The 22,440-nt window shown below is 49.1% G+C and carries 25 protein-coding genes; 13 read left to right on the top strand and 12 right to left on the bottom strand.

The window, feature by feature from the left end; translation table 11 throughout:
* Positions 1-29 precede the first annotated feature (29 nt).
* Positions 30-809 carry a flap endonuclease Xni gene (xni, locus tag R4537_RS14835; RefSeq protein ID WP_000052134.1) on the top strand — a complete coding sequence of 260 codons (780 nt, stop codon included), beginning with the start codon at positions 30-32 and terminating at the stop codon, positions 807-809.
* 30 nt (positions 810-839) lie between these two features.
* On the opposite strand, the gene R4537_RS14840 is transcribed toward xni, so the two are convergent.
* From R4537_RS14840 to pomA, 5 genes are all read right to left on the bottom strand, one after another.
* On the bottom strand, positions 840-1,226 hold the full coding sequence (locus R4537_RS14840) for a DUF423 domain-containing protein (RefSeq protein ID WP_001086370.1): 387 nt from the start codon (positions 1,224-1,226) through the stop codon (positions 840-842).
* Between the two features lie 21 nt (positions 1,227-1,247).
* Complete coding sequence (locus R4537_RS14845) at positions 1,248-2,168, bottom strand: transcriptional regulator GcvA (protein WP_000091135.1); 921 nt, start codon at positions 2,166-2,168, stop codon at positions 1,248-1,250.
* A 619-nt stretch (positions 2,169-2,787) separates the two neighbouring features.
* Entirely contained in the window at positions 2,788-4,239 is a 1,452-nt protein-coding gene (thiI, locus tag R4537_RS14850) for a tRNA uracil 4-sulfurtransferase ThiI (RefSeq protein WP_071179658.1), read from the bottom strand.
* 303 nt (positions 4,240-4,542) lie between these two features.
* Complete coding sequence (locus R4537_RS14855) at positions 4,543-5,499, bottom strand: flagellar motor protein MotB (protein ID WP_000340825.1); 957 nt, start codon at positions 5,497-5,499, stop codon at positions 4,543-4,545.
* Positions 5,500-5,510: 11 nt separating this feature from the next.
* Positions 5,511-6,224, bottom strand: a complete 714-nt coding sequence (gene pomA / locus R4537_RS14860; RefSeq protein WP_316245826.1) for a flagellar motor protein PomA — start codon at positions 6,222-6,224, stop codon at positions 5,511-5,513.
* Between pomA and R4537_RS14865 the strand changes: the two genes are divergently transcribed.
* From R4537_RS14865 to dxs, 4 genes are all read left to right on the top strand, one after another.
* Positions 6,133-6,342, top strand: coding sequence for a hypothetical protein (locus tag R4537_RS14865; protein ID WP_307732195.1), 210 nt, complete (start codon positions 6,133-6,135; stop codon positions 6,340-6,342). The two genes, pomA and R4537_RS14865, sit on opposite strands and share 92 nt — an antisense overlap.
* Positions 6,343-6,589: 247 nt before the next feature.
* The gene (gene xseB, locus R4537_RS14870; protein ID WP_000157112.1) at positions 6,590-6,832 is read left to right on the top strand and encodes an exodeoxyribonuclease VII small subunit; all 243 of its coding nucleotides are present in this window, start codon (positions 6,590-6,592) and stop codon (positions 6,830-6,832) included.
* Between the two features lie 41 nt (positions 6,833-6,873).
* On the top strand, positions 6,874-7,758 hold the full coding sequence (gene ispA, locus R4537_RS14875) for a (2E,6E)-farnesyl diphosphate synthase (RefSeq protein WP_071179656.1): 885 nt from the start codon (positions 6,874-6,876) through the stop codon (positions 7,756-7,758).
* A 19-nt stretch (positions 7,759-7,777) separates the two neighbouring features.
* Entirely contained in the window at positions 7,778-9,658 is a 1,881-nt protein-coding gene (gene dxs / locus R4537_RS14880) for a 1-deoxy-D-xylulose-5-phosphate synthase (protein WP_071179655.1), read from the top strand.
* A 94-nt stretch (positions 9,659-9,752) separates the two neighbouring features.
* On the opposite strand, the gene truC is transcribed toward dxs, so the two are convergent.
* A complete protein-coding gene (truC, locus tag R4537_RS14885; RefSeq protein WP_071179654.1) occupies positions 9,753-10,490 on the bottom strand; it encodes a tRNA pseudouridine(65) synthase TruC in 738 nt (245 codons plus the stop codon).
* Complete coding sequence (locus tag R4537_RS14890) at positions 10,491-10,802, bottom strand: YqcC family protein (RefSeq protein WP_071179653.1); 312 nt, start codon at positions 10,800-10,802, stop codon at positions 10,491-10,493. It lies immediately after the preceding gene.
* Positions 10,803-10,890: 88 nt separating this feature from the next.
* Here R4537_RS14890 and R4537_RS14895 point away from each other — a divergent pair, with 88 nt between their 5' ends.
* Positions 10,891-11,928 carry a DUF3549 family protein gene (locus tag R4537_RS14895; RefSeq protein ID WP_000379751.1) on the top strand — a complete coding sequence of 346 codons (1,038 nt, stop codon included), beginning with the start codon at positions 10,891-10,893 and terminating at the stop codon, positions 11,926-11,928.
* Between the two features lie 3 nt (positions 11,929-11,931).
* Positions 11,932-12,234, top strand: coding sequence for a DUF3301 domain-containing protein (locus tag R4537_RS14900; protein ID WP_000578705.1), 303 nt, complete (start codon positions 11,932-11,934; stop codon positions 12,232-12,234).
* Here R4537_RS14900 and R4537_RS14905 read toward each other — a convergent pair.
* Complete coding sequence (locus R4537_RS14905) at positions 12,191-12,724, bottom strand: GNAT family N-acetyltransferase (protein ID WP_080483654.1); 534 nt, start codon at positions 12,722-12,724, stop codon at positions 12,191-12,193. The two genes, R4537_RS14900 and R4537_RS14905, sit on opposite strands and share 44 nt — an antisense overlap.
* Positions 12,725-13,577: 853 nt before the next feature.
* On the opposite strand from R4537_RS14905, the gene R4537_RS14910 reads away from it, so the two are divergent.
* The gene (locus R4537_RS14910; protein ID WP_000956109.1) at positions 13,578-13,877 is read left to right on the top strand and encodes a hypothetical protein; all 300 of its coding nucleotides are present in this window, start codon (positions 13,578-13,580) and stop codon (positions 13,875-13,877) included.
* Entirely contained in the window at positions 13,874-14,323 is a 450-nt protein-coding gene (locus R4537_RS14915) for a YaiI/YqxD family protein (protein ID WP_000708225.1), read from the top strand. The genes R4537_RS14910 and R4537_RS14915 overlap by 4 nt, the downstream gene beginning before the upstream one ends.
* Positions 14,324-14,393: 70 nt before the next feature.
* On the opposite strand, the gene ykgO is transcribed toward R4537_RS14915, so the two are convergent.
* The gene (gene ykgO / locus R4537_RS14920; RefSeq protein ID WP_000866542.1) at positions 14,394-14,519 is read right to left on the bottom strand and encodes a type B 50S ribosomal protein L36; all 126 of its coding nucleotides are present in this window, start codon (positions 14,517-14,519) and stop codon (positions 14,394-14,396) included.
* Positions 14,516-14,773, bottom strand: coding sequence for a type B 50S ribosomal protein L31 (locus tag R4537_RS14925; protein WP_000643440.1), 258 nt, complete (start codon positions 14,771-14,773; stop codon positions 14,516-14,518). Before R4537_RS14925 ends, ykgO begins: the two co-directional genes overlap by 4 nt.
* A gap of 134 nt (positions 14,774-14,907) precedes the next feature.
* Here R4537_RS14925 and tsaA point away from each other — a divergent pair, with 134 nt between their 5' ends.
* The 4 genes from tsaA (at position 14,908) to R4537_RS14945 (ending at position 18,185) form a co-directional block, all read left to right on the top strand.
* On the top strand, positions 14,908-15,603 hold the full coding sequence (gene tsaA, locus R4537_RS14930; protein WP_071179652.1) for a tRNA (N6-threonylcarbamoyladenosine(37)-N6)-methyltransferase TrmO: 696 nt from the start codon (positions 14,908-14,910) through the stop codon (positions 15,601-15,603).
* Between the two features lie 225 nt (positions 15,604-15,828).
* Positions 15,829-17,544, top strand: a complete 1,716-nt coding sequence (locus R4537_RS14935) for a proline--tRNA ligase (protein WP_071179651.1) — start codon at positions 15,829-15,831, stop codon at positions 17,542-17,544.
* 240 nt (positions 17,545-17,784) lie between these two features.
* On the top strand, positions 17,785-17,988 hold the full coding sequence (locus R4537_RS14940) for a YaeP family protein (RefSeq protein ID WP_000870111.1): 204 nt from the start codon (positions 17,785-17,787) through the stop codon (positions 17,986-17,988).
* Between the two features lie 5 nt (positions 17,989-17,993).
* Positions 17,994-18,185 (top strand): DUF4250 domain-containing protein, encoded by a 192-nt coding sequence (locus R4537_RS14945; RefSeq protein WP_001046693.1) that lies wholly within the window; start codon positions 17,994-17,996, stop codon positions 18,183-18,185.
* A gap of 100 nt (positions 18,186-18,285) precedes the next feature.
* Here the strand turns inward: R4537_RS14945 and purL are convergent, their stop codons facing one another.
* The gene (gene purL, locus R4537_RS14950; protein WP_071179650.1) at positions 18,286-22,179 is read right to left on the bottom strand and encodes a phosphoribosylformylglycinamidine synthase; all 3,894 of its coding nucleotides are present in this window, start codon (positions 22,177-22,179) and stop codon (positions 18,286-18,288) included.
* On the bottom strand, positions 22,176-22,382 hold the full coding sequence (locus R4537_RS14955) for a hypothetical protein (RefSeq protein ID WP_000533378.1): 207 nt from the start codon (positions 22,380-22,382) through the stop codon (positions 22,176-22,178). The genes purL and R4537_RS14955 overlap by 4 nt, the downstream gene beginning before the upstream one ends.
* Between the last annotated feature and the right edge of the window lie 58 nt (positions 22,383-22,440).

The raw sequence follows: 22,440 nt of genomic DNA on the forward strand, positions 1-22,440 counted from the left end.
CAAGCCCTTATTTTTTATGGTTTTTGGTTATGTCTCTTCATCTTGTCATTATTGATGCGCTTAATTTGATCCGCCGCGTTCACTCCGCGCAGCCCGATCCCAACGACATCACCAGAACCGCGGAAACCACAACACGCACTCTGCAGCGCATCATTAATGAAGCGCAGCCCAGCCATATGATTGCGGTGTTTGATCATCATTTATCTGATCGTGGCTGGCGCGCTGAGTTACTCCCAACTTACAAAGCCAATCGCAAACCCATGCCAGACGTTTTGCAGCAAGGGCTAGACTCGATTCAAGATGCGTGGTGGCAACTAGGGATTGATTCGCTGTTATCGGAAGGCGATGAAGCGGACGATCTGGTTGCAACACTGGCTTGTAAAGTGGCGGCTCATCAAGAAAAAGTGACGATTATCTCGACTGATAAGGGCTACTGTCAGTTACTTTCTCCGACCTTACAAATCCGCGACTACTTTCAGCAACGTTGGTTAGATGAGCCTTTTATCGCTCAGGAGTTTGGCGTTACTCCCGCACAATTAACCGACTATTGGGGATTAACGGGCGTCAGCTCAAGCCAAATTCCCGGTGTGGCCGGTATTGGCCCGAAAGCGGCGAAAGAGATTTTAAACCAGTTCTCGAGTATTGAAGAGGCATATGCCAGCCCTGAACTACCGGCAAAGTATCGCAAAAAACTCGATCCTCACATTGAAATGGCGCGCATCTGTAAACAAGTCAGTGCCTTGAAAACGGACATCGAGCTTGGGTTTAACTTGCAAGATATCCGTTTTAACTCATCGTCCGCGGACTAAATCCCCTCTGATTAGGCATCACAACACAGACTACTGACTTTTCCACGCCGCGTAACTAAACCAGATCCAGCCTAAGATGAACATCACGCCACCAAAAGGCGTGATAGGACCAAACCACTTCACACCCGTGAGTGCGAGCGCGTACAAGCTACCGCTAAAACAGACGATCCCGACCAAGAAAAACTGTGCCGCGCGGCGAAAGCCTTTATGCGCGGCTTCATGGAGCGGCAGCAACAATAATACGCCGCAAACGAGCAGAGCCAATGCATGGATAAATTGATACTGCACCCCCGTCTCAAACACATCGAGTAAATACGGGCTTAACATCTTTTTTAAACCGTGCGCCGCAAAGGCGCCTAAACCCACCGCAACACCCGATAGCAAGCCCCCGAGAGCGAGTAAATACTTACTGTTCATCCTTTACCTCATAACCCGAATTTACTGGTTGTGCTTATGTTGCAAAATATCCACTTGCTCACTGCGCGCTTTTTTGAGCATCCAATCGCGGAAAGTGGCGATCCGTCCCATATCCGCCTGCTTTTCATGGCACACCACATAGAAGGCGTTATTGGTCATCAATACCTCATCAAAAGGGGCAATCAAGCGACCAGCATCAATTTCTGGTTGCGCTAACACGTTATTGCCTAACGCGACACCTTGCCCATGCGCAGCCGCTTGCAACACCATGGTTGAATGACTGAAGATCGGCCCATGGTTAACATTGACGTTATCAAGGCCATTCTCTTTGGCAAATTGTTTCCAGTCTTTACGCGAGGTATCGTGCAACAAGGTGTGATAAGCCAAATCGCTTAATTTCTCCATTGGCTTGTTACCCAGCAACAACGCCGGAGAACAGAGTGGGATCAAAAACTCCTGATACAACTTATCGGCGCGCAAGCCCGGCCAACTGCCTCGGCCATAATAAATCGCCACATCCACATCATCGGTAAGCGAACCTTCATCCATATCGACGGCCTTAATGCGCACATCAATATCCGGCTCTTGCTGGTTAAAATCCGCCAAACGTGGCACTAACCATTGAATCGCAAAACTCGGCGGCAAACTGATGGTCAGCGCCCCTTTTTCACTGCGCTCAAGTAATTTATCGGTCGCTTCAGCTAATGAACTAAAAATATCTTTTATGTCGAGGAAATAACTTTGCCCCTCTTCGGTCAGCAATAAAGAGCGATTACGACGACGAAAGAGTTTCAAGCCTAAAAACTCTTCTAATGCTTTGATTTGGTGGCTAACTGCGGCCTGCGTCACAAATAATTCTTCAGCTGCTCGGGTAAAACTCAAATGGCGAGCGGCCGCTTCAAACACTTTTAACGAATTCAGAGGTGGTAATCTTCTGGACATAGAGGCACTCAATTAGAGATTAGTTTTTTTTATCTGAAACATTATAATTTGTCCGTTGCTAACAGACCAGAGAAAATCTATATTTCACCGCGCAACGGCGGCCTGAACGGCTTGATTTCCTTGTAAATCAATAGGCTTAGTTGTTGCGATGTTGTGTTTGCAAACTCGAAATTCGAGTTAGGTAGTTTCTACCACCCGTTTTGTGCAGTTATCCCTGCCACAAAACAAATACTTCCTGTATTTATTTTTGACCTGTCTGTCAAATTTTTAGCACCGCCTTTAGGCGGTGTTTTTTTATCTGCATTTTTAGCTCCAACCCAGTAAATACTACACTTATACACAAACTACTTGGCGTTGCAGGTAAGCGGCAAGTAAGTGACAAATTTGTCTGGAACAAATTTGCACAGCCATCGGCTGGCCTTTGGTGAGAGCCAAGGATGGCTCTCATAATCCCCATGAGCATAGGCAAACTATGTGATTGGGGTGAACGAGCGTAGCCAACACCGCAGCTGCTTCAAATAGGAAGGGTATAAAGCAAAAAAACGCAGAGCCTGCTGAGCAAACTCTGCGTTTCATCTATTCATGATCACGTTATGGGCAATGAACTATCGACAATGGACTATGGGCGATAGACTTTCACATTGTTAAACCCTTGCTCTTGCAGGTACAGCGCTTGCAAGCGGCTCATCACGCCACGTGAGCAGTACAGCAAGTAGGTTTTTGACTGATCGAGGTCACCAAATTGAGTCGCAAGCTTATAGAAAGGCAGATGCTTCACTTCCACACCCGCAATCTCTAGTGGGCTTTCGTCCTCTTCGTCTGGGCTACGAATATCCAGTACGACGGCGTTGCCCTCTTCTGCGCTGTTAACCAGCTCCACTTCAGGGGCTTTTTCCAGTGACTCTTTACCAATATCACGAATGTCGATTTGGCGTGCGTTGTACACCACTTGATCAAGCAGAGCAAAATCGAATTTGGCTTCTTCTTCTTCCAATTTCTCTTTTACCGCTTTGACCGTTGGGCTTTTTGAAATCACCCCGCAGAATTCAGGCATGGTTTTGGCGAAATCTTCCGTACCAATTTCACGCGCCAGACGGATGATATCCTCTTTATCCCAGTTGATGAGCGGACGCAGAATCAAAGTATCAGTCACGTTATCGATATGGCGCAGGTTAGTCAGGGTTTGGCTAGAAACCTGACCTAGCGCTTCACCCGTAACCAAAGCTTGAATGCCAAACTTCTCAGCCACCATACCGGCGGTGCGCATAAACATACGCTTGAGCACCACGCCCATTTGACCATCATCGATTTTCTCGAGGATCTCAGCCACCACAGGAGCAAAATCGATCGCGATAAATCGCACTTTGGCCGATGAACCGTATTTTTGCCACAGGTAGTAAGCGGTTTGCTTCACACCAATTTCGTGGGCAGGGCCACCTAGATTAAAGAAGCAGTAATGCACTTTTGAACCACGTTTAATGTGCAGATAGCTCGACACACCGGAGTCGAAGCCACCAGAAATCAGGCTCAATACATCTTCTTGGGTACCCAGAGGGAAACCACCTAAACCTTTATGACGCGCGATCACTTGGTTGAGCAGCTCATCGACCACTTCCACTTGCACGGTCACATCAGGGTTAATCAATTTTACCTTGGCACTGGCGATGGCTTGATTGAGGCCACCCCCAACATAACGTTCGAGTTCAATAGAGGTAAAATCATGCTTACCACGGCGTTTCGCGCGCACGACAAAGGTTTTGTTTTCGAGGTTAGCGCGATTTAGCTCCAGCACTTGCTCGTAGATGTTGTGCAGATCGGTAAAGGTTGATTGCTGCACTTCCAACACTTGCTGGATACCTGGTGTGGTGGTCAGAATCTCCAACACTTCAGAGTAATAAGTATCGCTGTTTGACGTCACTTCAATATGATCACGACGATTGAATACCGCCACCCCTTGTGTGCGGGCTTTCACAATAATTCGAATATTGCTTTCAAGGATCTTTGTGAAACGCTTACGTACCGATTCACTTTTCACAAAAATTTCCGGATGGGGTTTAACGATAAATTTCATACAGTTATTCGCAATCTGAGTTAGACAATCTGGCGAGCAGCAGGTAAACCTTGGCAAAGCGCTTACCGCTAAAGGGGCGCGATTATACACGATCACACTTTATTGAGAAAAGCCCATAAAAAAGACAAGCCCAATGGCTTGCCTTTTTTAGTTTACAGTCGGTGTGTATATACCCAAACTACTTGGAGTTGCAGGTAGGCGGCAAGTGAGTGAGTCCCCATGAGCATAGATAGACTATGTGATTGGGGTGAACGAACGTAGCCAACACCGCTGCAGCTTCAAGTAGGAAGGGTATACCTTCGGTTATTGTTGTCCACCGCCTAGTGAAGGAACTTCGTCACTGTAGACAGGATCGCCTTGCAAAATACTGATTTCAACGCGGCGGTTGGTGGCCCGTTGCGCTTCGGTATCGTTAGGCCCTAACGGTTGGGTATCAGCCAGTCCACGCACTTGCAGTCGTAGATGGTCAAAATCTTTGACCTTTTCCATCTCTTGCGCCACCGAAACTGCGCGCTGCGCTGAGAGATCCCAGTTCGAGCGATACAGTTCAGAGTCCAGTTTCTGGTTATCGGTGTGCCCTGTCACCCGCACTTTACCGGGAATGTCTTTGACCAACTCGGCAATCTGGCGTACCAGAGGGCGAAATTTGGGTTGTAAGAATGCAGAACCTTCTGGGAACGCACCTTTTTCGCGGATCCGAATATCAATCTGCTGCCCCAAGTTTTCCACTTCAATCGCCCCTTGCTCAATCTCTCTAGACAGCGCTTTTTTGATGCTTTCCGCCACGGTCTCCATTTGCTCCGACATCGCCTGAGCTTGCTGCTGTTGCATTTCGGATTGGGTGTTTTGGTTATCTTGCACCGAAGTTTCTGCCGACTGACCACCAGTAAGCTGACCGGAATCACGTTGATTACCGCCCGCACGGTCTGATTCACCCTCTTGGAATTCAAGCGTTTGCTGGGTGATATCTATGGTTTGCTGCATAATCACATCAATCGGTGTCGGTTCTGGGCGACCGGGACGAAATTCTTGAGCAATGACACTGGTTCCTTTAGGAATATCTTTCACTTCCAAACGGTTTTGCACACCAAAGGCAAACTTCATCGAGCCTGCGATCTGCTTAAATTTTAGTACGTCCATCTCCGAAAACGAGAGCAGGAGTACGAAGAAACACATCAAAAGCGCCATCAAATCGGCGAAAGTACCCATCCACTGAGGTAAACCAGGAGGAGGACATTTACATTGTTGTTCGTCATCCATAGTCGACCCCGTTACTCTTTATCCACATCAAGTACACGTTTACTTGCGTTGAGGTAGTTTTTCAAATAACTATCGATAACTCTAGGGTTTTGCCCATCTTGAATCGCTAAAACGCCATCCATGATCAGACGGCGGTTAAGGGTTTCCTGATCTCGACGCAATGCAAGCTTATCGGCAATCGGGAAAAACACCATGTTAGACAACATGGCACCGTAAAGCGTAGTTAACAAAGCTACCGCCATTGCAGGACCAATCGACTTCGGGTCATCCATGTTGGACAGCATAGCAACCAGACCGACCAGAGTTCCGATCATCCCCATCGCAGGCGAAACATCACCAAAGGCGCGAAATACTTGGGTACCCTTGCTGTGGCGCTCATCGGTTAATGCTATGTCTTTTTGCAAGGTAGCTCGCACCACATCCGCATCGTGACCATCCACCAAAAGGTCAATCCCCTTTTGCATAAACGAGTTGGGAATTTCCATCTCTTCCAGTGCTAAAAATCCCCCTTTACGAGCGGCATCGGCCATTTCAACGATTTTAGCAATCAAATCTTCGGGCGTATCGGTCTTAAACATAAAGGCCTTGCCTGCAATTTTAGCCGCACCAAAAAACTGCCCCATCTCAAATTTCATTAGCACGACAAACACCGATCCGCCGACGACGATAAGGATGGATACCACGTCAACGAACATCATTATGCTGCCGCCCAGTACCATCGCCATAACCACGAAAGCTAAGCCGCCAATAAGACCAACCAGTGTTGCTAAATCCACGAAGCACTCCTCAGGCTACACACTCGCGATAATGAAAATCTTACCTTCATTATCGGCAACAGAATAAATTCTTTAATGAAATTGTCAGAATAGACGGAAAAAACCTTAGTCAAGTGTATACGCAAAACTGGCAGAGATGCACCTATCACGCGCAGAGTTTTTGGCCTTCGATTTATGACTTTGTGGACTTTTTTCCATTTCGTTATCTGACACGGTAAAAAAGCCTTCTATTTCTGACAAAATCGCTTGGTTAAATTTGACCAGCCAAGCCCCCTGAGGTAACTTTCGTGCATCTTAAGTAAGGCATAAAAAATATGGCGAGTAAGAAACCGGAAAACATGTCCTTTGAGTCAACCATCGAAGAGCTGGAACAGTTGGTCGAACAGCTAGAAAGTGGCGATCTGGCGCTGGACGAAGCACTGCGCAAATTCGAGCGTGGTATCTCATTAGCCAGAGCTGGCCAGCTCAAACTAGACGATGCCGAGCAGCGTGTGCGAATTTTGCTCAGTAACCGTGATGATGCCCCGCTCAGCGATTTTAGCGATGTAGCAGAGTAACCAGCTCCACAGCCAGAACAACCGACAAAGATGAGTGTCCTATGATCGAGGCGTTATCCTCATACCAACAGCGAAATAACCAGCAACTGGATCAGTGGCTAAACCGTATTCCTTTTCAAACCTTGCCTTTAATCGAGGCGATGCGTTACGGGTTACTGCTTGGCGGCAAACGGGCTCGGCCATATTTGGTATACATCACTGGACAAATGCTCGGCTGTGAACTTAGCGACTTAGACACTCCAGCTTCTGCTGTAGAGTGTATTCACGCTTATTCGCTGATCCATGACGATTTACCTGCCATGGATGATGATGAACTGCGCCGCGGCAAGCCCACTTGCCATATCCAGTTTGATGAAGCGACCGCCATTTTAACCGGCGATGCCCTGCAAACACTGGCGTTTACTATTTTGGCGGAGGGCCCTCTTTCTGCTGCAGGCGAAACACAGCGCATCGCCATGATCCAAGCCCTAGCTGAAGCTTCTGGCGCGCAAGGCATGTGTCTTGGTCAAGCGTTAGACCTGGCGGCGGAAAATCGCTTAGTTTCACTAGAAGAATTGGAAACCATTCATCGCAATAAAACCGGCGCTTTAATGCGCTGCGCAATCCGTTTAGGTGCTTTAGCTGCTGGTGAAAAAGGCCGCGCCATGCTACCGCATCTTGATCGCTACGCAGAAGCGGTTGGCCTCGCGTTTCAAGTCCAAGATGACATTCTCGATATCATTAGCGATACCGAAACCCTTGGTAAACCACAGGGTTCTGACCAAGAATTAAATAAAAGTACCTACCCTGCTCTTTTAGGCTTAGAGGGAGCACAACAAAAAGCACACTCTCTGTTACAAGAAGCGCTTCTGGCTTTAGAAGCAATTCCCTACAATACGGAGCATCTGGAAGAGTTCGCCCGATATGTCGTCGAGCGCAAGAACTAAACAATAAGCGCGCATACTTATGACTCTTGATATCTCAAAATACCCAACACTGGCTCTGGCGAATACGCCAGACGAACTGCGCAGCCTTCCAAAAGAAGTGCTGCCTAAGCTGTGTGACGAGTTACGTACCTATTTGCTCAACTCGGTGAGCCAATCCAGCGGTCATTTGGCCTCAGGATTAGGCACCGTTGAGCTGACGGTTGCGCTGCATTACGTCTACCACACCCCATTTGATCATCTGATCTGGGATGTGGGTCATCAGGCTTACCCACATAAAATTTTGACTGGTCGTCGTGATCAGATGCCAACCATTCGCCAAAAAGGCGGTTTACACCCTTTCCCATGGCGTGAAGAGAGTGAATACGACACCCTCTCGGTGGGTCACTCTTCCACCTCGATCAGTGCTGCACTCGGCATGGCAATCTGTGCGGGTAAAGAAGGTAAAGACCGTAAAGTGGTCAGTGTGATTGGCGATGGAGCGATCACCGCAGGCATGGCGTTTGAAGCCATGAACCACGCGGGGGATGTGCACCCTGATATGCTGGTCGTACTCAATGACAATGAAATGTCGATTTCAGAGAATGTCGGCGCACTGAACAACCATTTAGCGCAAGTGCTGTCTGGCAGTCTGTACACTTCTATTCGCGAAGGCGGCAAGAAAGTGCTGTCTGGCATTCCGCCAATCAAAGAGCTGGTTCGTCGCACCGAAGAGCATCTCAAAGGCATGGTGGTCCCCGGTACGCTATTTGAAGAGCTCGGCTTTAACTACATTGGCCCTGTGGATGGCCATGACGTACTGGAACTGATCAAAACCCTGAAAAACATGCGTGAGCTAAAAGGACCACAGTTCCTCCACGTGATGACCAAAAAAGGCAAAGGCTACGCGCCTGCGGAAAAAGATCCGATTGGCTATCACGGCGTGCCTAAGTTTGATCCAAGCCATCACAGCTTACCCAAAAGCAGCAATACTAAGCCCACTTTTTCGAAAATCTTTGGCGATTTTCTGTGTGATATGGCGGCGCAAGATCCTAAGTTGATGGCGATTACCCCAGCCATGCGTGAAGGCTCTGGCATGGTACGTTTCTCCAAAGAGTACCCAAGCCAATACTTTGATGTGGCGATTGCCGAACAGCACGCAGTCACGCTGGCAACCGGTATGGCTATTGCGGGGTATCACCCGATTGTGGCGATTTACTCCACCTTCTTACAGCGTGGTTACGATCAACTGATCCATGATGTGGCGATCATGAACTTGCCGGTGATGTTTGCCATCGACCGCGCGGGGATTGTCGGAGCCGATGGTCAAACTCACCAAGGTGCGTTTGATTTAAGCTACATGCGCTGCATTCCGAACATGCTGATCATGGCTCCGGCGGATGAAAATGAATGTCGCCAAATGCTCTACACGGGTCATCAACATCAAGGCCCCAGTGCCGTGCGTTACCCACGCGGTAATGGCATGGGCGTTGAGCTAGAGAGCAACTTTACCGCGTTGGAAATCGGCAAAGGCCGCTTAATGCGTGAAAGCACGGCCTGCGAAGGTGAGAAAGTCGCGATTTTGAGTTTCGGTACTCTGCTGCCTAACGCTTTAGAAGCCGCTGAAAAACTCAACGCGACAGTGGCCGACATGCGCTTTGTTAAACCACTGGATGAAGCCCTCATCAAACAACTCGCCCAAACTCATGATGTCCTAGTGACATTGGAAGAAAATGCGATTGCCGGTGGCGCAGGGGCTGGCGTGATTGAGTTTATGATGAAAGAGAAGCAGCTCAAGCCGGTTCTCAATCTCGGCCTACCGGATCAGTTCATCGTGCAAGGCACGCAAGAAGAGATGCATGCAGAACTAGGCTTAGATGCAGCAGGCATTGAGCGCGCAATTCGCGACTATCTGGCCAAATAGTCCTTTCCACCCGCCGCTTAACGTCGCAGAGGTAGAAATCAGAAAGAGAAAAGCCTTCATGATGAAGGCTTTTTTATTGGGCATATTTTAACAATCAATCAGCGCTGCTTAGTAGCGACTCTTGCCAACCAAACTCACACAACAAACCTTGCCAGACGTCATCCAAACCTGCACGAATCACTAACGGCTGCTGGGTATAAGGGTGCATAAAACGTAACTCGCTGGCATGCAGCATTAAACGCTGAGCAGAAAAGTGTTCTCGAAACAGTCGATTATGCACACCATCCCCATGCGTGGTATCTCCCACTATCGGATGACGCAGATGTGCCATGTGACGACGTAGCTGATGTTTGCGCCCGGTCTTCGGTTGCAGCTCCATCAAGCAATAGCGGGTAGTGGCAAACTTTCCCGTGGCAATGGGCAGTTCCACTTTGGCGAGTGGCCGATAAGCCGTCACCGCCGACTGCGCTTCTTTATCTTGCTTGGCAAATTTATCGGCAATTTTGTCGAGCTCTTCTTTGAGTGGATAATCGAGCACATTCGCCTCTTCAATCCAGCCGCGCACAATGGCGTGGTAGGTTTTCTCCATCTCATGATTGGCAAACATCGGCATCACATCGGATGCAATTTGACTCGAAAGCGCAAACACTAAAACGCCGGATGTCGGGCGATCCAAACGGTGTAGCGGGAAAACGTGCTGACCAATTTGATCGCGCAGGGTCTGCATCACAAACTCGGTTTCATGCTTGTCGAGCCATGAACGGTGCACCAACATGCCAGCCGGTTTATTGACTGCGACCAAATATTCATCTTGATAAACAATCTCGAGCATCTATTGGCAGACCTTGTCGATTTGTTGAATGACCACAAGCACCGCTTGATAACGTGGCTCACGTTGCCACACTTCTGAGAAATACGGCTCCAACGCGAAACCACGCGGCACCGCATTTTGGGCGATCGCCTGTTGCATTTTGGGCAGAAAAATCCACTGCAGCCACTCGTGAGGCAACAGAGTATCCACTGCAAAGGGCTCTTGGCTGGCGAGAGCTTGTGAAGAAGGCGGGGTCGCTTGCCACAATTGCGCAGCACGCAATCTGACTTCCAACTCATCGAGTAACTTCACCAATACGGCGTTGAACTGCATAATTCGTCCGGTTTATTTCTATGATGACCTTGAAAAAGTGCCATAGAGTACCATTTATTGGAGAAAGAAAGTTAGGATCAATTTCCGCATGGACACTATTCGTACCCTCACGGCTCTGCTGCAAAATAGCGGTTGCCAGTACCAAATTTTTGATCTCGGACGCCGCGTGCAAGCGATGGATAACCGCCAATTTGCTCAAGTGGAATTAGGTCAACAAGCTTACCCGTTTCCGCTACAACGTCATGCACAATTCGCTATCGTGTATTGGAATGAGCAGCGCCAACCTTGGATCTGGATGCTCAAATTTGCACTTGATGAACGTGGCTTACTGCAACAAGCCGATGTCGGGCAATTTATTCAATATCTGCTCGAAGCGATGGGCAGCCGACTCCATCAATCTTTGACGGAAGAGCAGCAACAGAAGCTCGCCAATAATCCTTACACTTTCAAACCCAGTGAAGACAAACTCGCGATGCTGCATAGCCAGATCCGCGCGCAGCTTGGTCTAGCCTGCAGCCAATACTACGAACACACTCAGCACTATTTTTCTGGCGGTTTAGGCTGGGATAAGTGGCATACGGTGGGTTTGCAAGGGATTACCGATCTTTGTGCCCGTTTAGAGCAAGAACAAAACGGCGTATTGCTCCGTAAAGCCCTGACTCATTTGCCCGCCCAGCCACTTTACGCTGTGCTCGGGGCATTAGAGCATGTCACCTTACCGGAAAAACTGGCGAAACGCTTAAGTGAGCTTGCGGAGGCGGAAGTCAAAGCCAGCGATCCAGATCTGTTTTTGCTCGCGGCTCTAGTGAGAGCCTTGGCCGGAGCGCCTGCCAATATCCTTGATGCGACTTGCGATGCGATTCTCGCCTCTCCCGCAATTTGCCATCCAGAAGTGCTGATTGCGCTTGCAGGACGCAGTTGGATGAGCCTAGAAAATAGCGGCCGTGCGCAACGCTTTTTAGTTCGCTTAGCGCAAACTCAAAATCAACCCTTATTTAATCAATTGTTCGCGGACGTGGTCATGCTGCCCGCACTACGGGGAGTGATGCTGCCTCTATTGCACGCCAGCCCATCACCAGAGTTGGCGCAGGCTCTAGAGCAGTTACAGCAGATGACACGAGGATAATTCATGATTGGCGATTTGCTCTTGATACTGGCGCTCTGTTTTGCGGGATTTCTGTTTTGGCAGCAGCGCCATCAAGCGGAAATCGCCAAACAAGCGATTCAACGCCACTGCGATAAGCTTGATTTACAGTTACTTAACGTCGCCTTTGGCCAGCATAAATTCAAAACGCCCTCTGGCCAGTGGCGTTGGCACACCATTTACTTGTTTGAGTTTTCCTCACTTGGCGACGATTGTTACCAAGGTCAGTTAGAAATGCGGGGATTTAGAACGGTAGGTTTTGCTCTGCCACCACACCGGATGGGCTAAGCCTATCCGCTTCAGCCGTCCAGACAAATTGGCTACATGGGCCATAAAATTCATCCACATCCATGGCGTGGATAAAACCGAGCTTTTGCAAAATAGTACGCGCAGCTTCATGTTGCGCTTTAATGGTTGCGACCACATGCTGTAAACCAAAACGCTGACACATATTGGGGAAAAAGGCATTCAACGCTTCACTGGCGAATCCTTGTCCCCAGTAGGCTTTATCAAATAGAAAGCCCAACTCAGCGCGCCCTTCACTCTCAAATTCGATAAAGACATGCCCCATGTACTCACGGTTATAGTTATCCAGCACGGCCATCGCGTACAGTGAAGAATCATGCAATACCCGCTGAAAAAGCTGTTTCGCTGCCGCTACGGTCGTCGGCCCGTTCATCAGGGCGCGGTTTTTCACACAGTAATTGAGCACCAAAAAATCTGACTCAAACGCCTCAGTGTAAGGGATAAGTAGCGTTCTTCGGGTCGCTATGGTCACGGACATTCCTTGTATAGCAGAAAAATCAAACGGAAATAGCGCCTTCCCAGATAGAAAGGCGCTATTTTATTTACAATGACCTCGTCCATATCAAGGATCGAATGACACGAGGTAAAGCCTGCTGACGTTGTTATTTTTATGGTTTATCAAGAACCTGATATGCGCTTATTTTTTTGTTAGCCAATATTGTGACCAATTTGGCCTGATTAACGCAGGTTCTTATGCTCGAAAGGGAGATTAAGGAAAGCCCCGACACAGGTGTCGGGGCTTAATCTTAGTCGCAGCATCCGGCTACTTGAATGTGCTCCATGCATCATCCTTAACGGGCTGATCCTTTCAGCGAACTCCGAGCATCGCCATCCTAGCGGTGTCCTATTCGTCCTGATGCCGAATAATCCTATTCAGCCTTCATCACTTGTTCCTTGAGCGGTGTCCTTACCATCGTCCTGATGGGGTTCCCTCTCACATCCCTAGAGTATCCTGAATCATCCTTGCTGCTCACCTCACTGTGCGCTGACGCATTCCTTATGCGTGTCCGGCTTCCTGCTTGTGGTCATCCTCACCACTTCTCATCCTGAGAATCACAGTTCCTAGGTCATTTCCTTCGACAAGAGATAATTTACCCGTTTTGCTTTTTCGTACAAGCGGCTACGGGCCTACAGGCTAAGCCCCCAAACCCAACCAATAAAATAGGCATTAAAAATCAAACAGATAAGCAAAACCCCTCGTTATTCCTGCATCAATTCACTGTTTTTGCTTACACAAGGTGTAAGCGATCTCTCACAAACGATTGCCCCTTTTGCTCGCGAGTGTTTCTCAGTAAGATGGCGGCAAACCCGAATAAGGAAAGATTATGCTGACCAAAGACGTGTCTCATGAGCTGGAAGAGATCCTCAATAGCCTGCAGCAGCAAGGCAAAGAGCCTTCTGTCGCACTGGTCAAAGCGCGTTTAAAAACGCCAGTGCCAATGCCTGCGATTATTGCCACGATAAAAAGTTGGAAAAGTACCCAACGCATCCCCAAAGTCGAAGTCGCCACGACAAATACTGACCCGAGCCTTGAGCAGCGCATTGAACAATTAGAACAGACGATTTTACAGCTTACAGCGCGTATTGAAGCACTCGAAAGCACAAACAAAGGAGGACAAGCATGAAGATTTGGGTAGACGCCGATGCGTGTCCGAAAGTGATCCGTGAAACGCTGATCCGCGCCGCTGAGCGTACAGGCGTTGAATGCACCTTTGTCGCCAATCATCTGATCCCACTGCCCAAACGCGACAACATTCGCGCGCTACAAGTCTCTTCAGGGTTTGATATTGCCGACAATGAGATAGTCAGACGCACCGAAGCGGGCGATTTGGTCATAACGGCAGATATTCCCCTCGCGGATGAAGTGATCAGCAAAGGCGGTTTGGCGCTCAATCCACGCGGTGAGCTGTACACCAAAGAGACCATCAAAGCGCGCCTGAATATTCGCGATTTTATGGACACCATGCGCGCCAGCGGTATTCAAACCGGCGGCCCTGCCGCCCTTTCGCAGACCGAACGGCGCGAGTTTGCCAATCATCTGGACAGAATTTTGGCTAAGCGCACTGGGTAATGACATTTTCTGAATATAAAAAAGCCTGCGATATGCGCAGGCTTTGGCTCAAGAGATAACTCTCATCCTACTAGCGCTGAACGGCTTTAAAGCGAGGATTTGATTTGCAGATCACATACAAACGGCCACGGCGTTTGACAATTTGACAATCTGGGTGACGATTTTTAGCGCTTTTTAGCGAGCTGAGCACTTTCATTTTGACTCCTTAGCAAACTGACCGAAACGACGAGTGAAGTTCGCAACGCGACCTTCTTTTTGTACCACACGTTGTTTACCGGTATAGAACGGGTGAGATTCTGACGAAACCTCGATGGTAATGTAGGGGTAAGTTTTGCCTTCCCACTCAATGGTGCGATCGGTTTGCAAAGTAGAACCAACCACAAAATAGTGATCAACCGTGGTATCGTGGAACACCACTTTACGGTAATCGGGATGAATGCCTGCTTTCATCTTAAACTCAAAACCTCAAATTGTTATGTTATAACATTTTAATTAATAATTATTCTCAAGGTGATTTGCAAGCGATTTTTACGTCTAGCTATGCTATTTTTTTCCCCAACATCGCGTGAATATCGATAAAAAACATGTATCCCATTGAACCTATTGCAATTATTGAAAGCCCATACCAAGAAAAATTTGCCGTACCTCGTCAACCACGTTTGGTGCCAAGCGCGACCGCAAGAGTCAAATTGCTCGGTGAGTGCAACTGCGCTGAATCCATTCGTGGCATAGAGCAATTTAGCCATGTCTGGCTGCTGTTTTTGTTCGACCAAAACCTCGCCGCAGGTTGGAAACCAACCGTACGTCCACCTCGTCTTGGTGGTAATGAACGAGTGGGTGTTTTCGCTTCACGAGCAACTTTTCGCCCTAATGGGATTGGCATGTCAGCGGTCGAGTTAAAAGGGGTAAGCAAAGAAGGCGATCAATATTATTTAGAGCTCGGAAGCGTCGACTTGGTCAATGGCACACCGATCATTGATATCAAACCTTATATCCCCTACTCCGACTCCATTACCGACGCGCAAGGTGGCTATGCCGAGCAAGAGCCACAACGCATGGCGGTTACCTTCTGTGATGCAGCGTGGCAAATGCTCCAGGCACATCCTGAAGGTAAGATTCGCCAAGCAGTGATCCGTGAAGTGTTAGCGCAAGATCCGCGCCCGGCTTACAAAAAACATCGCGCTGACGATAAGTTATATGCGGTGAATTTGTACGATTGGAACGTGAAATTTACGGTTAACGCTGAAGCAATCGTTGTCAACGCAATTGAACCCTTTTGACAAAACCATTTGGCTGATATTATTAGCGCCCAATTTCGCTTTAGATCCCCAAACCACTTCGAGTGGCAGATAGATGGCAAGTGAGTGAATCAGCATAAGCATAGAGAGACTGTGTGATTGGGCTGCATCCACTTAGCCAACACGCCTGCCGCTTGCAGTAAGAAGGGAATGACGTCACTCCTGTTAAAGCGATCCTTTAAACTTTGATGAAACGGATACCATAGAATGCGTACCAGTAAATATCTTCTTTCCACTCTGAAGGAGACTCCAAACGACGCAGAAGTTGTGAGCCATAAGCTCATGCTCCGTGCAGGTATGATCCGTAAGCTGGCTTCAGGTCTCTATACTTGGCTGCCTACTGGTCTGCGTGTACTGCGTAAAGTCGAAAACATCGTTCGCCAAGAGATCGATAATGCCGGTGCAATCGAAACCTTGATGCCGGTGGTGCAGCCGTTTGAATTGTGGGAAGAGACTGGTCGCTCTGAAAAAATGGGCCCAGAGCTACTGCGCTTTACTGACCGCCATGAGCGTCCGTTTGTTTTAAGCCCAACAGCGGAAGAAGTAATCACGGCGCTGGTCCGTAATGAGGTGAGCTCTTACAAGCAGTTGCCACTGAACTTGTACCAAATTCAAACCAAATTCCGTGATGAACGCCGTCCACGTTTTGGTGTGATGCGTGCCCGTGAATTCTGCATGATGGATGCGTACAGCTTTGATATCGACAAAGCGGGCCTAGAAAAATCCTACGAAGCCATGCACGTTGCGTATTGCAAAGCGTTTGACCGTATGGGCCTCGATTACCGCCCAGTGCTAGCCGATACTGGTGCTATCGGTGGTAACGGCTCACACGAATTCCACGTACTGGCGGAAAGTGGCGAAGATCTGATCGCCTTCTCAACCGAATCGGATTACGCAGCCAACATCGAAAAAGCGGAAGCGGTTGCACCGGCGATTGAGCGCCCAGCGCCTACGCAAGCGATGACCTTGGTTGATACCCCTAACGCCAAAACCATCGCAGAATTGGTTGAGCAGCACGGTCTGCCTATCGAAAAAACGGTGAAAACCTTATTTGTCAAAGCCTCAGATGAAATTGATGCGCCTATCGTTGCGCTGATCATCCGTGGTGACCATGAACTGAACGAAATCAAAGCCGAGAAACTGGCCGAAGTGGCCTCGCCGCTGGAAATGGCCAGCGAAGAAGAGATTCGCGCGCTGATCGGTGCTGGCCCTGGCTCATTAGGCCCTGTCGGCCTGAAACTGCCCTTCATTGTTGACCGCACCGTTGCTGTGATGAACGATTTCGGCGCAGGCGCGAACATCGATGGCAAACACTACTTCGGTATCAACTGGGGTCGTGATGTTGAACTGGGTAAAGTCGACGATCTGCGTAATGTGGTTGAAGGCGATCCAAGCCCATGTGGCAAAGGCACACTGATGCTCAAGCGCGGGATCGAAGTGGGTCACATCTTCCAATTGGGTACCAACTACTCTGAAAAGATGAACTGTGGCGTACTCGATTCAAACGGTAAAAACGTCATTCTTGAGATGGGTTGCTACGGTATCGGCGTCTCTCGCGTCGTCGCGGCAGCCATCGAACAAAACCATGACGATTACGGCATCATCTGGCCTGATGCGATTGCACCTTTCCAAGTGGCTATTGTGCCGATGAACATGCACAAATCTGAGCGTGTTCAGCAAGCCGCTGAAAAATTGTATGCAGAATTGACAGCTGCAGGCATCGAAGTGCTGTTTGATGATCGTAAAGAGCGTCCGGGCGTCATGTTCTCAGATATGGAACTGATCGGCGTGCCACACACCATCATCATTGGTGATCGCAGCATGGATGAAGGTCACTTCGAATACAAAAATCGTCGTAGTGGTGAAAAAGAAGCGGTGGCGATGGCATCCATCATCGACTTTATCCAAACCAAACTGGCCTAATTTTCGGTCACATTCGCTGACAAAGGCTGCCTTCGGGCAGCTTTTTTATTACCTAATCTCTTTTGCTATTAACCTCATTTCTTTTCTATTAACCTCATTGCAACCGCTTTAAATAGGCTGTCCATGAGTGCTCAACAATTCAACAAGCTCTCGATTATCTTGCGCTAGCGCAAGCAGTGGGTTTGGTATTTCTCTGCTCTCAAGGTATATTGAGATCAGTTATCATTTGAGGACACCCTGATGAAAGTTTATGACTGTTGCGAACTGGTACGCGAGCTTTACGCGCAAATTGGTAGTGGTGATCAAGGCTATATTCCGCAAGCCATCAGCTGCGCTGTACGTGCATTAAACGAGATTGCGGCTGATACCGCCCTGCCACTGGCGGCACGAGAAAAAGCGGCGTTTGCAGCGGCGAATTTACTGATTTCCGATTTTGAGGATTGATCACCATGAATCTCGCGAATTTTGCCACTATGGATCCGATCATGCTGATGAGCATCATTAACATGAAACTGCGTGACGACTTTGGTGGCGATTTGGATAAATTGGTTAACTATTTCGATATTGATCGCAGCGCGTTAGAAGCTAAGTTAGCGAGCGCTGGTTTTGAATTTTTACCGCAAGTCGGCCAATTCCGCTAAATCAACGGTTATCGCAAAGCGCCCTTTCAAATCGGGGCTGACAAAACGAAAAAAGCGCAGAAGTTCTCTGCGCTTTTTGTTGTGCTTAAGCTTAAATCAATTAGCCAAAATATTTACGAGCATTCTGGAACATACGCATCCAAGCGCCGTTCTCACCCCAGTTATCTGGGTGCCACGAGTTGGCGACAGTACGGAATACACGCTCAGGGTGCGGCATCATAATCGTCACACGGCCATCTTGAGTGGTTAAGCCGGTAATCGCATTCGGTGAACCGTTCGGGTTGCTTGGGTAAGCTTGGGTTGGCTGACCAAAGTTATCCACGAAACGAATCGCTACGGTGCCAGATTGCTCAATTGCCGCCAGATGCTGAGCATCACGCACTTCCACACGACCTTCACCATGAGAAACCGCAATCGGCATTCTTGAGCCCGCCATCTCGCTAAAGAACAGCGATGGCGATTTTTGCACTTCGACTAAGCTAAAGCGCGCTTCAAAACGATCCGACTCGTTACGCACAAAACGTGGCCATAGCTCAGCACCCGGGATCAAATCACGCAGGTTAGACAGCATTTGACAGCCGTTACACACCCCAAGTGAGAAAGTATCTTTACGTTGGAAGAATTGCTCAAACTGCTCACGCGCTTGGGCGTTAAACAGAATCGATTTAGCCCAACCTTCACCCGCACCCAGTACGTCACCGTAAGAGAAGCCACCACAAGCCACCAGACCTTGGTAAGAATCGAGCACGGTTTGCCCAGTCAGAATGTCGCTCATATGCACATCAACCGCATCAAAACCAGCGCGGTCAAACGCTGCCGCCATCTCAACGTGTGAGTTGACGCCTTGCTCACGCAAAATCGCCATTTTCGGACGCACACCTTTGGCGATGTACGGCGCAGCAACGTCGGCTTGCACATCGTAGGTTAACTTCGCATTCAAGCCTGGGTCGCGGTTATCTTGTTTGGCCGCAAACTCTTGATCGGCACAGGCTGAGTTATCACGCAGAGCTTGCATCTTGTGGGTCATTTCCGCCCAGATAGTACGCAGCTCAGTACGAGAGCGCTCAATCAAAACTTCTTCACCACAAGTGATCAGCAGACGATCGGACGCTTCTACTTCACCAATCACGTGAGCACACGCTTCTAAGCCATGGGCGGCAAGCGTTGCCAGAGCGGCATTCAACTCATCATTTTTCACCTGAATCACAGCGCCAAGCTCTTCATTGAACAGTGCCGCCAGAACATCATCACCCAAGGTTTCAATATTGGCTTTAATACCACAGTGACCCGCAAAGGCCATTTCCGCCAACGTCACCAATAAACCACCGTCGCCTTTGTCGTGATAAGCCACCAGCTTGTCGTTACGTACCAGCGTTTGTACTGCATCAAAAAAGCCTTTGAGCTGCGCCGCGTTATCCACATCAGCCGGCTTATCACCCAACTGTTTGTACACTTGCGCCAATGCGGTTGCGCCAAGACGATTTTGACCATTACCCAAATCAATCAAGATTAAGCTTGTCTCACCAAGGTCAGTACGCAGTTGTGGCGTCACGGTCTTGCGAATGTCTTCCACACGTGCGAAAGCAGTGATGATGAGTGACAGCGGCGAAGTCACTTCTTTCTGCTCGCCATTTTCCTGCCACTTAGTTTTCATCGACATCGAATCTTTACCGACTGGGATAGTGATACCCAGTGCTGGACAAAGCTCTTCACCGACCGCTTTCACCGCTTCATACAGACCGGCATCTTCACCCGGATGGCCCGCTGGAGACATCCAGTTCGCCGAAAGTTTGATGCGTTTCAGCTCGCCAATATCGGTTGCGGCAATGTTGGTAATGGCTTCACCGACCGCTAAACGTGCGGAGGCACCGAAGTCCAGCAGCGCAACTGGGGTACGCTCCCCCATCGACATGGCTTCGCCGTGGTAAGAATCAAAACTCGCGGCCGTTACTGCGCAGTTTGCGACGGGAACTTGCCATGGGCCGACCATTTGATCCCGCGCGACTAAGCCAGTCACTGAACGGTCACCAATGGTGATCAGGAACGTTTTTTCTGCGACTGCAGGTAAACGCAGTACGCGATCCACCGCTTCATTAAGCTCAATACCAGAACGCTCTAAGGCTGGGCTAGCCACTTTCAGAGTGCTCGCTTCACGATGCATTTTCGGCGGCTTACCCAACAGAATATCCATTGGCATATCAATCGGCGTGTTAGTAAAGTGGCTATCTTCCAGCGTCAAATGACGCTCTTCGGTCGCTTCACCCACCACAGCATATGGTGCGCGTTCGCGCTGGCAAATCGCATCAAACAGCGGCATATCTTCCGCAGCAACCGCCAGCACATAACGCTCTTGCGATTCGTTACACCAGATTTCCAATGGGCTCATGCCCGGCTCATCATTCGGCACGTTGCGCAGCTGGAATTTACCACCGCGATCGCCGTCATTCACCAGCTCAGGCAGAGCGTTAGAGATACCACCCGCGCCCACATCGTGGATAAAGGCGATTGGGTTTTTGTCACCAAGCTGCCAACAACGGTCAATCACTTCCTGACAGCGGCGCTCCATCTCAGGGTTTTCACGCTGCACAGAAGCAAAATCCAGATCTTCAGCAGACTGGCCAGAAGCCATCGAAGAGGCAGCGCCGCCACCGAGACCGATGTTCATCGCTGGGCCACCGAGCACGATCAGTTTTGCCCCCACAGGGATCTCTTTTTTCTGGATATGTTCGGCACGGATATTACCCAGACCGCCGGCAATCATGATCGGCTTGTGATAACCACGCACCTCTTCACCGGCATGCGAGGTCACTTTTTCTTCATAAGTGCGGAAATACCCAAGTAGGTTGGGGCGACCAAATTCGTTGTTGAACGCCGCGCCGCCAAGTGGCCCTTCCAGCATGATATCCAACGCATTCACAATACGGCTTGGCTTACCAAAGTCGCTTTCCCATGGCTGTTCAAAACCGGGAATACGCAAGTTCGAAGTAGTAAAACCCACCAAGCCCGCTTTGGGCTTGCCGCCAATACCGGTTGCGCCCTCATCACGAATTTCACCGCCAGAGCCAGTCGAAGCCCCCGGCCAAGGCGAAATCGCCGTTGGGTGGTTATGCGTCTCCACTTTCATCAGAATATGGGCATCTTCATGGTGATAAGTGTACTGACGGCTCTCTGGGTCGGGGAAGAAACGGCCAACGGTCGAGCCAGTCATTACCGCGGCATTATCTTTATAAGCCGAAAGCACATAATCCGGCGTCTGTTCAAAGGTGTTTTTGATCATTTTGAACAGCGATTTATCTTGCTTAACGCCATCAATGGTCCAATCGGCATTAAAAATCTTGTGGCGGCAGTGCTCTGAGTTCGCCTGTGCAAACATCATCAGTTCAATGTCGTTAGGATTACGACCCAGTTTAGTGAAGCTCTCAACCAGATAATCAATTTCATCTTCGGCCAATGCCAGACCAAGGGAAACGTTTGCCTCTTCAAGCGCAAGGCGACCACCCGCTAACACATCGACCTGACTCATAGGCGCCGCCTCTGCTACGCTGAACAGTTGCTGGGCATCGGTGAGTTCTGCGAACACGACTTCCATCATGCGATCGTGCAACAGCGCCTTAAGTGTTGCGATTTGTGCTGCGGTCAGCGCCGCTTCTGCTTCAACATAATAAGCCGTACCGCGCTCAAGACGCTTGATGCCATGCAGGCCACAGTTGTGGGCAATATCGGTGGCTTTTGAGGACCAAGGTGAGATGGTTCCGGGGCGGGGCGTCACCAACAGCAGTAAACCTTGCGGTTCATGCTCTTGAATGGTTGGACCATAAGTGAGCAGTTTTTCGAGCTTTTCCAACTCTTGCGGATTGAGATCTGCCTTGAGGTCAGCAAAGTGCATAAACTCGGCGTAAATACCGGTTACAGGTAGTTGCTGTTCACGGCACGCGGTAAGGAGCTTGTTAACACGAAACTCTGAAAGAGCTGGGGAGCCACGCAAAATTCTCATGTGCTTAGGTCTCTATGTCCAATTGATTGAGGTGTAATTGGCATAAACTCTTTCGAATACAGCACATTAAACTCTATTTGTTGAATGTATGCCGATTTCACCTCTACTGATGGCTGCGCATTATAGAGGAATTCTTTTTGTGACGTAACATCAAAAGCAACCGTTTGCGTCATTTTTTTCGTTAATTTTGAGTTACGGCCCATTTGCACAAATCTTCGAGCAAAATGACAGCTTACTCAGTGAGGACTTTGCCAAAACCAG

Source organism: Vibrio paracholerae (assembly GCF_037672085.1).
Taxonomy (GTDB): domain Bacteria; phylum Pseudomonadota; class Gammaproteobacteria; order Enterobacterales; family Vibrionaceae; genus Vibrio; species Vibrio cholerae.

Bases quoted from the DNA above. Each gene is read 5' to 3' on its own strand.
- xni (WP_000052134.1), top strand. From the start codon at position 30: ATGTCTCTTCATCTTGTCATTATTGATGCGCTTAATTTGATCCGCCGC.
- R4537_RS14840 (WP_001086370.1), bottom strand. From the start codon at position 1,226: ATGAACAGTAAGTATTTACTCGCTCTCGGGGGCTTGCTATCGGGTGTT.
- R4537_RS14845 (WP_000091135.1), bottom strand. From the start codon at position 2,168: ATGTCCAGAAGATTACCACCTCTGAATTCGTTAAAAGTGTTTGAAGCG.
- thiI (WP_071179658.1), bottom strand. From the start codon at position 4,239: ATGAAATTTATCGTTAAACCCCATCCGGAAATTTTTGTGAAAAGTGAA.
- R4537_RS14855 (WP_000340825.1), bottom strand. From the start codon at position 5,499: ATGGATGACGAACAACAATGTAAATGTCCTCCTCCTGGTTTACCTCAG.
- pomA (WP_316245826.1), bottom strand. From the start codon at position 6,224: ATGGCGATGGTACTGGGCGGCAGCATAATGATGTTCGTTGACGTGGTA.
- xseB (WP_000157112.1), top strand. From the start codon at position 6,590: ATGGCGAGTAAGAAACCGGAAAACATGTCCTTTGAGTCAACCATCGAA.
- ispA (WP_071179656.1), top strand. From the start codon at position 6,874: ATGATCGAGGCGTTATCCTCATACCAACAGCGAAATAACCAGCAACTG.
- dxs (WP_071179655.1), top strand. From the start codon at position 7,778: ATGACTCTTGATATCTCAAAATACCCAACACTGGCTCTGGCGAATACG.
- truC (WP_071179654.1), bottom strand. From the start codon at position 10,490: ATGCTCGAGATTGTTTATCAAGATGAATATTTGGTCGCAGTCAATAAA.
- R4537_RS14890 (WP_071179653.1), bottom strand. From the start codon at position 10,802: ATGCAGTTCAACGCCGTATTGGTGAAGTTACTCGATGAGTTGGAAGTC.
- R4537_RS14895 (WP_000379751.1), top strand. From the start codon at position 10,891: ATGGACACTATTCGTACCCTCACGGCTCTGCTGCAAAATAGCGGTTGC.
- R4537_RS14900 (WP_000578705.1), top strand. From the start codon at position 11,932: ATGATTGGCGATTTGCTCTTGATACTGGCGCTCTGTTTTGCGGGATTT.
- R4537_RS14910 (WP_000956109.1), top strand. From the start codon at position 13,578: ATGCTGACCAAAGACGTGTCTCATGAGCTGGAAGAGATCCTCAATAGC.
- R4537_RS14915 (WP_000708225.1), top strand. From the start codon at position 13,874: ATGAAGATTTGGGTAGACGCCGATGCGTGTCCGAAAGTGATCCGTGAA.
- ykgO (WP_000866542.1), bottom strand. From the start codon at position 14,519: ATGAAAGTGCTCAGCTCGCTAAAAAGCGCTAAAAATCGTCACCCAGAT.
- R4537_RS14925 (WP_000643440.1), bottom strand. From the start codon at position 14,773: ATGAAAGCAGGCATTCATCCCGATTACCGTAAAGTGGTGTTCCACGAT.
- tsaA (WP_071179652.1), top strand. From the start codon at position 14,908: ATGTATCCCATTGAACCTATTGCAATTATTGAAAGCCCATACCAAGAA.
- R4537_RS14935 (WP_071179651.1), top strand. From the start codon at position 15,829: ATGCGTACCAGTAAATATCTTCTTTCCACTCTGAAGGAGACTCCAAAC.
- R4537_RS14940 (WP_000870111.1), top strand. From the start codon at position 17,785: ATGAAAGTTTATGACTGTTGCGAACTGGTACGCGAGCTTTACGCGCAA.
- R4537_RS14945 (WP_001046693.1), top strand. From the start codon at position 17,994: ATGAATCTCGCGAATTTTGCCACTATGGATCCGATCATGCTGATGAGC.
- purL (WP_071179650.1), bottom strand. From the start codon at position 22,179: ATGAGAATTTTGCGTGGCTCCCCAGCTCTTTCAGAGTTTCGTGTTAAC.
- R4537_RS14955 (WP_000533378.1), bottom strand. From the start codon at position 22,382: ATGGGCCGTAACTCAAAATTAACGAAAAAAATGACGCAAACGGTTGCT.